The organism is Paracoccus sp. 08 (assembly GCF_024105395.1).
Taxonomy (GTDB): Bacteria; Pseudomonadota; Alphaproteobacteria; order Rhodobacterales; family Rhodobacteraceae; genus Paracoccus; species Paracoccus marcusii.
In genome coordinates, this window is record NZ_WEKR01000014.1 from 46,875 (window position 1) to 59,707 (window position 12,833).

The 12,833-nt window shown below is 69.5% G+C and carries 12 protein-coding genes; 1 reads left to right on the forward strand and 11 read right to left on the reverse strand.

Translation table 11 applies throughout. The annotated features are described in order from the left end of the window. Position 1 precedes the first annotated feature (1 nt). The gene (locus GBO37_RS06740; protein ID WP_127897732.1) at positions 2–1,198 is read right to left on the reverse strand and encodes an MFS transporter; all 1,197 of its coding nucleotides are present in this window, start codon (positions 1,196–1,198) and stop codon (positions 2–4) included. 205 nt (positions 1,199–1,403) lie between these two features. Here GBO37_RS06740 and GBO37_RS06745 point away from each other — a divergent pair, with 205 nt between their 5' ends. After that, positions 1,404–2,150: a GntR family transcriptional regulator gene (locus tag GBO37_RS06745; RefSeq protein WP_252928005.1), complete on the forward strand. Its 747-nt coding sequence runs from the start codon at positions 1,404–1,406 to the stop codon at positions 2,148–2,150. Here the strand turns inward: GBO37_RS06745 and GBO37_RS06750 are convergent. Genes GBO37_RS06750 through GBO37_RS06795 form a run of 10 tightly spaced genes read right to left on the reverse strand, consistent with a single transcriptional unit; the run spans position 2,147 to position 12,831 of the window. Then, positions 2,147–3,640 (reverse strand): class I adenylate-forming enzyme family protein, encoded by a 1,494-nt coding sequence (locus GBO37_RS06750; RefSeq protein ID WP_252928006.1) that lies wholly within the window; start codon positions 3,638–3,640, stop codon positions 2,147–2,149. The two genes, GBO37_RS06745 and GBO37_RS06750, sit on opposite strands and share 4 nt — an antisense overlap. Beyond that, the gene (locus GBO37_RS06755; RefSeq protein WP_252928009.1) at positions 3,637–4,446 is read right to left on the reverse strand and encodes an oxepin-CoA hydrolase, alternative type; all 810 of its coding nucleotides are present in this window, start codon (positions 4,444–4,446) and stop codon (positions 3,637–3,639) included. Before GBO37_RS06755 ends, GBO37_RS06750 begins: the two co-directional genes overlap by 4 nt. Beyond that, positions 4,443–4,841, reverse strand: coding sequence for a PaaI family thioesterase (locus GBO37_RS06760; protein ID WP_127897728.1), 399 nt, complete (start codon positions 4,839–4,841; stop codon positions 4,443–4,445). The genes GBO37_RS06755 and GBO37_RS06760 overlap by 4 nt, the downstream gene beginning before the upstream one ends. Continuing rightward, complete coding sequence (locus tag GBO37_RS06765) at positions 4,838–5,836, reverse strand: acyl-CoA dehydrogenase family protein (RefSeq protein ID WP_127897727.1); 999 nt, start codon at positions 5,834–5,836, stop codon at positions 4,838–4,840. The genes GBO37_RS06760 and GBO37_RS06765 overlap by 4 nt, the downstream gene beginning before the upstream one ends. Positions 5,837–5,840: 4 nt before the next feature. Then, on the reverse strand, positions 5,841–7,022 hold the full coding sequence (locus tag GBO37_RS06770; protein WP_252928010.1) for an acyl-CoA dehydrogenase family protein: 1,182 nt from the start codon (positions 7,020–7,022) through the stop codon (positions 5,841–5,843). Beyond that, entirely contained in the window at positions 7,022–8,197 is a 1,176-nt protein-coding gene (locus tag GBO37_RS06775; RefSeq protein WP_252928012.1) for an acetyl-CoA C-acyltransferase, read from the reverse strand. Before GBO37_RS06775 ends, GBO37_RS06770 begins: the two co-directional genes overlap by 1 nt. Then, positions 8,194–10,278, reverse strand: coding sequence for a 3-hydroxyacyl-CoA dehydrogenase NAD-binding domain-containing protein (locus GBO37_RS06780; RefSeq protein WP_252928015.1), 2,085 nt, complete (start codon positions 10,276–10,278; stop codon positions 8,194–8,196). The genes GBO37_RS06775 and GBO37_RS06780 overlap by 4 nt, the downstream gene beginning before the upstream one ends. A gap of 17 nt (positions 10,279–10,295) precedes the next feature. Further along, complete coding sequence (locus GBO37_RS06785; protein ID WP_252928017.1) at positions 10,296–10,997, reverse strand: IclR family transcriptional regulator; 702 nt, start codon at positions 10,995–10,997, stop codon at positions 10,296–10,298. Beyond that, positions 10,997–12,325 carry a TRAP transporter large permease gene (locus tag GBO37_RS06790; RefSeq protein WP_045980969.1) on the reverse strand — a complete coding sequence of 443 codons (1,329 nt, stop codon included), beginning with the start codon at positions 12,323–12,325 and terminating at the stop codon, positions 10,997–10,999. The genes GBO37_RS06785 and GBO37_RS06790 overlap by 1 nt, the downstream gene beginning before the upstream one ends. Further along, entirely contained in the window at positions 12,325–12,831 is a 507-nt protein-coding gene (locus tag GBO37_RS06795) for a TRAP transporter small permease (RefSeq protein WP_252928019.1), read from the reverse strand. The genes GBO37_RS06790 and GBO37_RS06795 overlap by 1 nt, the downstream gene beginning before the upstream one ends. Positions 12,832–12,833 lie beyond the last annotated feature (2 nt).

Genomic DNA, 12,833 nt, shown 5'->3' on the forward strand with positions numbered 1-12,833 from the left:
CTCAGCCCAGGCTGCGGCGCGGCAGCAGGATCGTCAGCAACCCCAGCACCGGCAGGACCGAGCACAGCAGGAAGACCGACCGGATCCCCTGCGCATCCGCCAGCACCCCAAGCGCCGCGGCCGAGATCCCGCCCATGCCGAACGAGAAGCCGAAGAACAGCCCCGCGATCATGCCGGTGCGGCCCGGCACCAGCTCTTGCGCAAAGACCACGATGGCCGGAAAGGCCGATGCCAGCACCAGCCCGATCAGCACGGCCAGCACGCCCGTCGGCACCAGCCCCACATGCGGCAGCGCCAGCGTCAGCGGCAGCGCGCCCAGGATCGACACCCAGATCACCGTCAGCGGCCCGACCCTGTCGCCGATCACCCCGCCCAGCATGACGCCCGCCGCCATGCCCGCCAGGAACAGGAACAGCATGATCTGCGCGCCTTGGGTCGACAGGCCGAACTTGTCGATCGTGAAGAAGGTGAAATAGCTGCTCATCGAGGCGCTGTAGATGTTCTTGGTGAAGACCAGCACCGCCAGCACCGCGATGGCGCGGATCACCGTGGCGCGCGGCAGGCGCAGCGTACGGTCGGGGGTGGCGGTGCTGGCGCGGCGCCGATCCTCGGCCCAGCTGCCGACCTGCCACAGGATCGCGGCACCCAGGGCGGCCGCGACCGCGAACCAGGCCACGGCCGGACGGCCCAGCGGCACCACGATGAACGCGGCCAGCAGCGGCCCCAGCGCCTGCCCGCCATTGCCGCCCAACTGGAACAGCGACTGCGCGGTGCCGAACCGCCCCCCCGACGCGATCCGCGCCACGCGCGAGCTTTCGGGATGGAACACGGCCGATCCGATGCCGATCAGCATCGCGCCCGACAAAAGCCAGGCATAGCCCTCGGCCATGCCCAGCATCAGCACGCCGCACAGTGTCGAGGCCATGCCGAAGGGCAGCGACCGCGGCTGCGGGTGGCGGTCGGTGGCCATCCCGATCAGCGGCTGCAGCAGCGACGCGGTGACCTGGAAGGCCAGCGTCATCACGCCGATCTGGGCATAGGACAGGTCGAATTCGACCTGCAGCAGCGGATAGATGGCCGCCAGCATCGACTGCATCACGTCGTTGATCATGTGGCACAGGCTGATCGCCATCAGCACGCCCCAGGATGTCAGCGTCGCGGGTCCGGGTGTCACCGAGGGATGGGTGGTCGAGCGCATCGAAAATCCGCCATCATGCTTGCACGATCTGCATTTATCAGACATCCTGCGAAAGGAAAGCGTCGCGCGCCAGTCCGCCCGGGGTTTTTCCCCGGCCCGCGGCCAGCCGGGATGTCGCATGGCGAATTGGACAGCTTCCATTCTTGTGCGTATCATTTATCAAATCGGGACAGGTATATGTCACGAGTTCTTCAAAATGGCCAAGTTGTCCCAAGGTTCGTCCGTTACGATCCGCTCTTCCGGCGTCGACGCCGAACGGCGGCGACTCAACACATGGCAGGCGATCCGCGCGGATGTGCTGGGCCGGATCAGATCAGGCGAATGGCCGCCGGGCAGCCTGATCCCCACCGAACAGATTCTGTCGATCGAGATGGGCTGCGCGCGCGCCACGGTGAACCGTGCGCTGCGTGAGCTGGCCGACAGCGGCATCATCCAGCGCCGCCGCAAGGTGGGCACCCGCGTGACCGCCACCACGTCCCGCCGCACGACCCTGTCGCTGCCGGTCCTGCGCGACGAGATCGAATCGCTTGGCGCGCGCTATGCCTATCAGATGACCGAATGCCTGCCCTGCAACCCCAGCCCCGCCGCCATGCAGGCGCTGCAGGTCGATGCCGACGACATGATGCTGCTTGTCAAGTCGCGCTATTTGGCCGACGACCGCCCCCATTGCTGCGAGGCGATCTGGCTGAACCCCCGCGCGCTGGCCCTGCCCGATTTCCACCTGTTCGCGCATGAACCGCCGCAGGAATGGCTGGCCCGCAGCCTGCCCGTCACGCAAAGTCGCTTTTCGATCCTGGCCGAAGGGGCCAGCGGATCCTGTGCGGTGAACCTGACCATCGATCCGGGCACGCCGGTGATGACTATCGAGCGGGTCAACACGCTGGATTCGCTGCCTGTGTCGTTTGCCCGCCAGTTCTATCCGCCGATGCACCGCCTGGTGCTGGACGACTAAAGACCCAACAGGTCCGCGAAATGCGCGACAAGGCGGTGCTTGAGCACCTTGCCCGTCGCCGCCGCGGGCAGCGCGCCCGTCAGGATGATCCGCGTGGGCCGCTTGTAGGCCGACAGCCGCGCCGCCGCATGGGCCGCCAGCGCATCGGCCGTCACCGCATCCGGCGAAATCAGCTGACAGAAGGCCAGGATATCCTCGTCGCCCCCCTCGCGCGCGCGGCCGATCACGGCGGTCTGCAGGACGGCCGGATGATCGTTCAGCGCGGCCTCGACCTCGGGGGGATAGACGTTGAAGCCGCCGCGGATGATCAGCTCCTTGCAACGGCCCACGATGTGCAGCCGCCCCTGCGCGTCGATCCGGCCCAGATCGCCGGTGCGCATCCAGCCGTCCCGCAACACCTGCGCCGTACCCTCCGCATTGCGAAAATAGCCGCGCATGATGTGCGGACCGCGCGTCAGCACCTCTCCCGTGCCGGGTTCGCGGCCGATCGTTTCGTCCAGCGCGATCTGGACCCCCGGCAGCGGGTGGCCCGCCGACGGGTCCGGGTCGCCGATGGCGTTGTTCGTGACGGTCACCCCCGCCGTGGTCTCGGTCATGCCGTAACCGTTCTGCAGCGCGATGCCATAGAACGCCTCGGCCCGCCGCTTCCAGTCGGGGTCCAGGGGCGCCGCGCCGCTGCTGACATAGCGCAGCGGGCGGGCCAGACGCTCCAGCCCCTGGGCGCGCGCCTCGGCCATGATGGCCGCGTGCATCTGCGGCACGGCGGGCAGGACGGTCACGTCCGATTGCAGCGCGGCCAGGGTCTGCGCGGCGGAAAAGCGCGGCTCCAGCCGGATATGCGCGCCGGTCGCCAGCCCCGCGGCCAGCATCGAGGTCAGCCCGAAGACATGCGTCAGCGGCAGCACGCCCCAGATGACGTCATCCGCCTGCATCCCCCGCAACCGGGCCGAGCTTTCCCCGCCAAAGATCAGGTTCCCGTGGGTCAGCATCACCCCCTTGGGTGTGCCCGTCGTGCCGGTGGTGTAAAGGATCACCGCCGTCATCGCGTCCTGCGGCTCGACCTGCTCCGGCACGGCGTCGAACGGCCCCGCGACATGCAGCGCCGCCCCGGCCAGTGTGACGGCGCGCGCATCGCCCGCGTGCAGCCGCGCAGGCTCGCTGACATCGGACAGGAACAGGGTCAGGCGCGGTTCGGTATGGGCCGCGATCTTGGCCAGCTCCGGCGCGGTCATGCGCGCGTTCACCGGTACCAGCACCGCATCCATGCGGCTGGCCGCCAGCAGCAGGACCGGCACCGGGGCCGCGTTCTCGGCCACCACCAGCAGCCGGTCGCCGGGGCGCAGGCCCATCGCCGCCAGATCCGCCTGCGTCCGCCGGACCAGATCGTCCAGCGCGGCATAGGTCAGGGTGCGTCCCGTCCCGTCGGTCAGGGCCGGGCGGTCGGGATGGGCCGCGCGGGCGGCGTCGAACAGCTGGTGGATACGGGTCATGAATCCTCGCGAAGGCGGCGGAAATCGGGGGGGCGCTTGGCCAGGAAGGCGGTGATGCCCTCGGCCGCCTCGCGCGAGGCAAGGGCCGTGGCCATCGCGTCACGTTCGGCGGCCAGCTGCGCCTCCAGCAGGGTGGCGCGGGCGCCGGTCAGCAGATGCTTGATCGCGGCCTGCGCCTCGGCCGGGCCTGCGGCCAGGCGGTCGGCCAGGGCCATGGCGGCCATGATCGCCTCTCCGGGCTCGGTCAGTTCCTGGATGACGCCCAGGGCGTGCAGGCGTTCGGCGCCGACGGGCTGGCCGGTCAGGGCCATGGATGCGGCCATCTGCGGCGGCAGGCAGGCGGTCAGCGCCGCGGTCAGCCCGCCATCGGGCACAAGCCCGGCATTCACATAGGCCGCCGTGTAACGCGCATCGCGGGCCGACACGATCATGTCGCAGGCCAGGGCCAGCGACAGGCCCGCGCCGGCAGCACCCCCCTCGACCACGGCGATGACCGGGCGGGGGCAGGCCACGACCGCGCGCATCAGGTCGTTCAGCGAGTCGATGCGGGCGCGGCGCTGCTCCTCGGACATCTCCTGCGCCTTGATCAGCATGGTCAGATCGCCGCCCGCGCAGAAGAAGTCACCCTCGCCCATGATCAGCACGGCGCCGATGCGGGGGTTGTCGGTGGCCAGCTCCAGCGCGCGGTGCAGGCCCTTGTAGAAATCGGGCGTCAGCGCGTTGCGGCGGGCGGCGTTGCGGTTCTCGACCACCAGGCGGTCGCCCAGGTCGCTGATTTCGCAATGCGGATTGGTGAGGTCGGTCATGGGGCGGCCCTTGTCCTGCGGAAGACGCCGGTCGCGGTGGCGATCAGCGTGCCGTCCTCATGCCGCAAGGCGCCCTCGATGAACAGGGTGGCGCGCCCGCCGCCCGTCACGCGGCCCGTGGCGGTCACGCGCCCCGGATGGCCCGGGGCCAGATAATTCACCGTCAGCGACAGCGTGGTGAAGGGATGGCGGCCCGTGGCATCGACCGTCAGGCTGCCCGTGGCCCCCATCGCGCTGTCCAGAAGGGTCGCGGCCAGCCCGCCATGCAGGATGCCCTGACGGTTCAGATGGCGGTCGTCCAGATCCAGCCAGCAGACCGCCCCCGCCCGGCAGCCCACGTCCAGGACATAGCCGATCAGGGACTGGGTGCCGGTTTCGCCGTGGATCAGGGTCATGCGAAGGCGGGCTCGCCGCGCGCGAAGCGCTCCAGGTGGAAATCCGCGTCGCCCATGGCTGTGTCGGCGGCCAGCAGGCGGCGGATCATGCCGCCAAGCGCGTATTCCTCGGTCATGCCAATGCCGCCATGCAGCTGCACCGATTCTTCGGCCACCAGCCGCGCGACCCGGCCCAGGGTGACCTTGCAGGCCTGCAGGTGCCGGGCGCGCAGCGGCGCCTCGGCATCCAGATGGCCCGCGAAATTGGTGACGGCGGACCGCGCCTGTTCGACCTCGACGGACAGGTCGGCGGCGCGATGCGCTAAGGCCTGGAACGCGATCAGCGGCTGGCCGAACTGCTTGCGGGTGCGCAGATAGTCCAGCGTCAGATCGACCGCCGCGCTCAGCGTGCCCAAGGCATAGGCCGCATGGGCCAGGACGCCGCGCGCCAGCACCACGTCGAAATCGGCCAAGGCCCCAAGCCGCGTGGCGGGGGTGGCGTCAAAGATCAGGTCGGCGCCGCGCTGATCGTCCATCAGCGGATAGGGGCGGACGGTCAGACCCGTCGCGTCGGGCGCGACCAGCCACAGCGCATCGGCGGTGGTGACGATGATCGCGGCGGCCCCTTCGGCCCCCGCCACCATGGTCTTGCGCCCGGTCAGGCGGTCGCCATCGACGCTGATCGCCACGCCCCGGTCGTAACGCGTGCCGGGTTCGGCATCGGCGAAGGCGATGGTCGCATCATCGTCAGCAGGCTGGCCCGCCTGCGCCAAGGCCGCTGCCCCGATCATCGTGCCGATCAGCGGCAGGGACGCGCCCGCCCGGCCCAGGGCCTCGAAGATCAGCGCCACGGCGGCGCCCGATCCGTCGAAGCCGCCCTCGGCCTCGGTCAGCAGGGCCTGCGGGACGCCGGCCTCCTGCAGGGCGGGCATCAGCGCCTCGCCGGAATGGCGGGCCAGGATGCCGCGCAGGCTGTCCTGCAGCATGCGGTGGTCGTCGGAAAGCTGAAAGTCCATGGGCTTATCCTTTCGCCAGCGCGCCGGAGATGATGCTGCGCTGGACCTCGTTCGAGCCGCCATAGATCGACAGCTTGCGGTTGTTCAGCCAGGTGGCGCTGGCGGCCAGGGCCTCGTCGGCACCCTCGGGGCCTTCGTTGCCCTCCAGCGTCAGGGCCATCGCCTGCCCGCCATAGGCGCGCCGAGTCAGCGCATCCAGCCGCTGGCGGATCTGGGTGCCCTTGATCTTGAGCATGCTGCTCTCGATGCCGGGCGCCTGGCCCTGGGCCGCCGCCGACAGCATGCGCAGGTTGGTGGTGGACATGGCCATCAACTCGATCTCGACCCCCGCCATCTCGGCGGCGAACAGCGGATCGTCGGACAGGGGCTGGCCGCGATGGCGCTGCGCCTTGGCGACGCGTTTCAGGTTGTCCAGCGCGGCGGTGGCGAATCCCACGCCCGCGATGTTCGTGCGTTCATGCGTCAGCAGGTACTTGGCATAGGTCCAGCCCTGGTTCTCCTCGCCGACCAGATTGGCGGCGGGGACGCGGACATTGTCGAACCAGACCTCGTTCACCTCGGCCGTGCCGTCCAGCAGGACGATGGGGCGCACGGTGACGCCCGGCGTCTCCATGTCAATGAGCAGGAAGCTGATGCCCTCCTGCTTCTTGCCCGTCGCATTGGTGCGCACCAAGCAGAAGATCATGTTGGCGTGCTGGCCAAGCGTGGTCCAGGTCTTCTGCCCGTTGACGACATAATAGTCGCCGTCGCGCACGGCCTCGCAGCGCAGGCTGGCCAAGTCCGATCCGGCGCCGGGCTCGGAATAGCCTTGGCACCACCAGTCGTCGCCGTTCAGGATGCGGGGCAGCCAATAGTCCTGCTGTTCCTTGGACCCGAATTTCTGCAGTACCGGCCCCAGCATGGCGATGCCGAAGGGCACGATGCGCGGCGCATGCGCGCGGGCCGATTCCTCCTCGAAGATGTGGCGCTGGATCGCGGTCCAGCCCGCGCCGCCGAACTCCTTGGGCCAGTTCCCGGCCAGCCAGCCGCGTGATTGCAGCTTGGCATGCCAGCCCTCCATCTCGGCCTTGGTCAGGTCGTGATGGAGCCGCACCTTGCGGGCCAGCGCGGGGTCCAGCTCGGCCTTCAGGAAGGCACGGATCTCGTCGCGGAAGGCGGTTTCCTCGGGGGTAAAGCTCATGTCCATCAGAAGATCTCCAGAAGTCCGGCGGCGCCCTGGCCACCACCCACGCACATGGTCACGACGCCCCATTTGGCGCCCCGGCGGCGGCCTTCGCGCAGCAGATGGCCCGCGGTGCGCGCGCCCGTCATGCCGAAGGGATGGCCGATGGAAATGGCCCCGCCGTTCACGTTGTATTTCGCCGGATCGATGCCAAGCGTGTCGCGGCAATAGAGGCACTGGCTGGCGAAGGCCTCGTTCAGCTCCCACAGGTCGATGTCGTTCACCGTCAGCCCGTGGCGCTCCAGCAGGCGCGGCACGGCAAAGACCGGGCCGATGCCCATCTCGTCGGGCGCGCAGCCCGCGACGGCAAAGCCGCGGAAGGCGCCAAGCGGTTCCAGGTTCAGCGATGCGGCCAGGTCGGCCTCCATCACCAGCAGCGCCGCCGCCCCGTCCGACAGCTGGGACGCGTTGCCCGCGGTGATGAACTGACCCGCGCCGCGCACCGGCTCCAGCTTGGCCAGCGCCTCCAGCGTGGTGCCGGGACGGTTGCCCTCGTCGGCGGCGATGGTGATGTCGCGGTCGGCGGTCTCACCGGTGGCCTTGTCGGTGACGGACATGGTGACCGTCATCGGGATGATCTCATCGTCGAAGATCCCGGCGGCCTGCGCGGCAGCCGTGCGGACCTGGGATTCGACGGCATAGGCATCCTGCGCCTCGCGCAAGATCCCGTAGCGGGCGGCCACGACATCGGCGGTCTCGATCATGGTCATGTAGAGGTCGGGGCGGTTCGCCTCGATCCACGCCTCGCGCGAATGGCGCACCGGCGGCTGGACCATCGAGATGCTCTCGACCCCGCCGACCAGCACGGCGCGCGCGCCCTCATGGGCGACCATCTGCGCGCCCTGGGCCAGCGCCTGCAGGCCCGACGCGCAGAATCGGTTGACCGTGGCGCCCGCGATGCTGTCGGGCAGGCCCGCACGGATCATCGCCTGGCGGGCGATGTTGCCGCCCGTCGCGGCCTCGGGATAGCCGCAGCCCCAGAGGCTGTCCTCGATCAGGGCGGGGTCGATGCCCGCGCGCTCGACCACGGCGCGGGCCACGGCCCCGGCCAGCACGGCCCCGTGGGTCTGGTTGAAGGCGCCGCGTTTCGCGCGCCCGATGGCGGTGCGGGCGGTCGAGACGATCACGGGCTGTTTCATGCGGAGGTTCCTTGGTTCAGGTCGGCAAAGCCGCGGTTGTCGGCCACCAGTTCGGCCAGAAGCGGCGCGGGCTGCCAGAAATGGTCGTCGTCTTCGGCAAAGCGGCGGATGTCGGACAGGATGCGGTCCAGCCCGTGGGCGTCGGCCCAGTGCATCGGCCCGCCCCGCCAGCGCGGAAAGCCGTATCCGTTCAGCATCACCACATCGACGTCCAGCGGTCGCAGCGCGGTGCTGTCGGCGACCACGCGGGCAGCCTCGTTCACCATCGCGGCCATGGTGCGGGCGACGATTTCAGCGTCGTCGAAATCGCGGGGCGTGATGCCCAGATCGGACCGCACCGCGTCCAGGATCGCGTGCAGGTCCGGGTTCGGCTGCGGCTTGCCGTCAGCATAGACGTAATAGCCGCGCCCCGTCTTGCGGCCCAGATCGCCCTGTTCGTACAGGCGGTCGGCAAAGACCGGAACACGGTCGCGCGGATGGCGGTCGGCCGCCTTGCGCTGGCGGGTCATCGCGCCGATATCCAGGCCCGCCAGGTCGCTGACCGCATAGGGGCCCATGGCGAACCCGAAATCGGTCAGCGCGCGGTCGACCTGCTGGGGCGACGCACCGTCCAGCACCATCGCATCGACCGCCGCGCGGTAATGCGACAGGATGCGGTTGCCGATGAAACCGTCGCAGACGCCCGCGCGCACCGCGATCTTGCCAAGGCGCTTGGCCAGGGCAAAGCCCGTGGCCACAACCTCGGGGGCGGTGCGGTCTGCGACCACGACCTCCAGCAGACGCATGACATGGGCCGGAGAGAAGAAATGCAGGCCGATCACGTCGCGCGGGCGGCGCGTCGCGTCGGCGATGCGGTCCACGTCCAGATAGGAGGTGTTGGTCGCCAGCACCGCATCGGGCTTTGCCACGCGGTCGATGGTGGCAAAGACCTGTTCCTTGACCTCCATCGATTCGAACACCGCCTCGACGATCAGGTCGGCCTGACCCAGGGCCGCGTAATCCGTGTCGGTGCGGAATGCCCCGGACAGGATCGCATCCCGGCGCGCGGCGGCCAGCTTGCCGCGGCTGACGGCCCCCGCCAGCAGGTCGCCGACCGTCGCCTGCGCGCGGGCGGTCGCCTGGTCGTCGCGTTCGATCAGGGTCACGTCCAGCCCGGCCAGCAGGCAGGACACCGCGATGCCCGCGCCCATCGTGCCGCCGCCGATCACGCCGATCCGGTCCAGGGGGCGCGGTGCCACGCCCTTGATCTGCGGCAGATGGGCCACGGCGCGTTCGGAAAAGAAGGCATGGATCAGTGCGGCGCGCTGCGGGCTGTCCATCAGCGCCATAAAGCCCGCGCGCTCAATCGCCATGCCCTGGTCGAAGGGCCGCGCCAGGCCGTCGGTCACCACGTCCACCGCCGTCGCCTGCGCGATCTGGCCGGGCAGCTTGCGCGCCAGGGTGGCCTTCAGCGCCTGCGCGGCATCCGGGTCGGGGGCGGGTGCGGGCAGATCGCGCGTCCGGCGCGGTGCCCGGCCCGCCAGCGTTTCGGCCAGCGCCATCGCGTCCGCGGTCAGATCGCCCTGCGACAGCGCGTCGATCAGCCCCAGGTCCAGCGCCTGCGCGGCGGGAACCTGGCGGGCGCTGGTAATGATGTCCAGGGCGGCGGCGGTGCCGATCAGGCGCGGCAGGCGTTGCGTGCCGCCCGCACCGGGCAGCAGCCCCAGGGTCACCTCGGGCAGGCCCATGCGGGTGCCGGGGGCCGCGATCCGCGCATGGCACCCAAGGGCCAGTTCCAGCCCGCCGCCCAGGGCGGTGCCATGCAGCGCCGCGACGACGGGCTTGTCCTGGGACTCGATGGCGGCGATCACGTCGGGCAGGATCGGGGCCTGCGAAGGCTTGCCGAATTCCGAGATGTCGGCACCTGCGACCCAGGTGCGGCCGGCGCACAGGATCACGGCAGCGTCTGCGCCTGTGTCCGCGGCAAAGTCACGCGCCGCGTCCATCAGGCCCTGCCGCACGGCATGGCCCGTGGCGTTGACCGGCGGATTGTCGATGGTGATCAGGCCGATGCGGCCTTGGCGGGCATAGGATACGGACATCTGGGAAAACCTCTCAGTCATTCGGGCTGCCGGGCCAGGCGGGCACGCCGTCGGCCCCGACCAGCCGTTGCAGGCGGGCGACCGTTTCGCGCAGCACGGGGCCGACATGGGCATGGATGCGGTCGTCGGGCAGCACGTCGTCCAGCGCCCCGCAGGAGCCGCAGATCTTCCAGCGTGCCGCCGTCCAGCGGCGGTTCGGGATGATCGGCCAGCAGGCCCGCGAATTCCTCGCGCGTGGTGGCGCCGAGCAGGGCCAGGCCCGACGACGATCCGGCGATGGGCAGGCGGTGGCCCACCTCCAGCCAGATCGACGCCGCACGCTGCGGCCGCCAGGTGCGCATCAGGGCGACCTTGTCGCGGTCGCGCACCGCGAACAGGACCAGCGTGCCGGTCTGGTCGGCCAGGGCCTGCATCATGCCCTGCGCCGAATCCAGGAAGGCCAGCGATGCCGCCGCCACATGCCCCATCGCCAGCAGCGTCGGGCCAGGACGATAGCGGTCATTGCGCTGCGGCTGCGTCAGGTAGCCCAGGCAGCCAAGCGTGTAGGTCAGCCGCGACACGGTCGATTTCGGCAGGCCGGTGCGTTCCGCGATCTGCGCGTTGCTCAGCCCGTCATCATCGGTCCGGAACGCCCGCAGCACCGACAGCCCGCGTGCCAGCGCGGTGGCAAAGTTGCGGTCTTCCTCATAATCGGGGCGCGTGTCCGGGGCCGGGGTCATCACATGGACCCCGGAATCAGCAGCGACAGGATGGGGAACAGGATCAGCAGCAGCAGGACCAGCATGTCCACGGCCAGGAACCGCGTGACGCCGGCAAAGATCTTGTCGATCCCCACCGACTTGGTGACGTTGCTGACGACGAAGACGTTCAGGCCCACGGGCGGCGTGATCAGCCCGATCTCAAGCAGCTTGACGACGATGACGCCGAACCAGATCAGGTTCAGGCCGTAACCCTCGATCAGCGGCACCATGAAGGGCAGCGTCAGGACCATGATCCCGATCGGGTCCAGGAACATGCCCAGCACCAGATAGATCACCACAACGACCAGCATCAGCATGGCCAGCGACAGTTCGGCGTCCGACACCATGCCCACGACCGCCCCCGCCATGCCTGTCAGCGCGACGAAGCTGACGAAGATCTTGGCGGCGCCCGCGATCAGGAAGATCGCCGCGGTCTGCACCAGGCTTTCGCGGACCGCGCGCCACATCACGCCCATCGTCAGGCGGCGTTGGGCAAAGCCGATGATCGTGGTCAGCACGACGCTGACGGCCGCGGCCTCGGTCGCGGTGAACATGCCGCCATAGATGCCGCCGACGATGACCACGAACAGCAGCAGCGCGGGCCAAGCCGCGATGGCCGCATCGGTCCGGCTTGCATCGCCGCGTTCGCCGCGGGGGGCCGCGTCCGGGTCGCGGTTCACCCACCAGGCGATGACCAGCAGCATGCCCGCCAGCGACAGGATGCCCGGCAGGATGCCCGCCAGAAACAGTTGCGCGATCGATGTCTCGGTGAAGATGCCATACAGGATGAACAGCACGGATGGCGGGATCAGCGATCCCAGGGTGCCGCCCACCGCCACCGATGCGGTGGCCAGCTTGGGGTCATAGCCCATGCGCAGCATCTCGGGGACGCAGATGCGTCCCATCGTCGAGGCGCAGGCGATCGACGACCCCGAGATGGCCGAGAACCCGCCGCATCCCAGCACCGATGCCATCGCCACGCCGCCCCGCACCGGCCGCAGCCAGACCGCCGCCGCGTCATAGATGCGCGTGGTGATGCCGGCATAGAACGCGATGTTGCCCAGGGCCACAAACAGCGGCACCATCGACAGATCATAGGAATGGACCAGGTCGAAGAAATTCGAGAAGACCACCGAGCTGGTGGGGTTCAGCGCCCGTTCCGGCATCCACGCGCCGGTGCGCGTGGCATAGACCAGGAACGTGCCGACGCTGGCCACGCCCGCCAGGGCGAACGCGATAGGCACGCGCATCGCCAGCAGCACCAGAACCGCCGCCATCGCGACAAGGCCGATCGTCATCGGGTCCATCAGTTCACCTCGTTTCCGTCGGCATCCAGGATCACGTCGCCGTGGCGCAGCTGCCGCAGGTCCCCCACCAACAGCATCGCCAGACGCACCCACATCAGCAGCAGCCCGGCCATGAACAGCGCCACGCCCGGCCAGCGCGGCAGGTTCAGGTCGCCATAGTAGAACTCGCCCGAAGCGAAGGCCTGACCGGCCACCCGCCAGGACGCATAGATCAGCGGCATCAGCGCCAGAAGGCCCATGACATGGCCCAGCACGATCAGGGTCGCGCGCAGGCGCGGCGGCATGCGGTCCGATAGGAAGGTGACGGCGACGTGGCTGCGCGCCGCCGTCGCCGCCGCCATGGGCAGCAGGATGGCCGCGACCATCAGTTCGCGGACCAGGATGATCGCATCGGGCACGCTGGTTCCCCAGAACGCGCGCATCGCGACGTTGGCAAAGATCACCAACCCCAGCGCGATCAGCGCCAGGACGGCCAGGTCCAGAAGTGTCCGTTCGATCACGCGCATGG

Coding starts and splice junctions, on each gene's coding strand:
- GBO37_RS06770 (WP_252928010.1), bottom strand. CDS start 7,022: ATGGACATGAGCTTTACCCCCGAGGAAACCGCCTTCCGCGACGAGATC.
- GBO37_RS06775 (WP_252928012.1), bottom strand. CDS start 8,197: ATGAAACAGCCCGTGATCGTCTCGACCGCCCGCACCGCCATCGGGCGC.
- GBO37_RS06740 (WP_127897732.1), bottom strand. CDS start 1,198: ATGCGCTCGACCACCCATCCCTCGGTGACACCCGGACCCGCGACGCTG.
- GBO37_RS06785 (WP_252928017.1), bottom strand. CDS start 10,997: ATGACCCCGGCCCCGGACACGCGCCCCGATTATGAGGAAGACCGCAAC.
- GBO37_RS06780 (WP_252928015.1), bottom strand. CDS start 10,278: ATGTCCGTATCCTATGCCCGCCAAGGCCGCATCGGCCTGATCACCATC.
- GBO37_RS06795 (WP_252928019.1), bottom strand. CDS start 12,831: ATGCGCGTGATCGAACGGACACTTCTGGACCTGGCCGTCCTGGCGCTG.
- GBO37_RS06750 (WP_252928006.1), bottom strand. CDS start 3,640: ATGACCCGTATCCACCAGCTGTTCGACGCCGCCCGCGCGGCCCATCCC.
- GBO37_RS06760 (WP_127897728.1), bottom strand. CDS start 4,841: ATGACCCTGATCCACGGCGAAACCGGCACCCAGTCCCTGATCGGCTAT.
- GBO37_RS06765 (WP_127897727.1), bottom strand. CDS start 5,836: ATGGACTTTCAGCTTTCCGACGACCACCGCATGCTGCAGGACAGCCTG.
- GBO37_RS06755 (WP_252928009.1), bottom strand. CDS start 4,446: ATGACCGACCTCACCAATCCGCATTGCGAAATCAGCGACCTGGGCGAC.
- GBO37_RS06790 (WP_045980969.1), bottom strand. CDS start 12,325: ATGGACCCGATGACGATCGGCCTTGTCGCGATGGCGGCGGTTCTGGTG.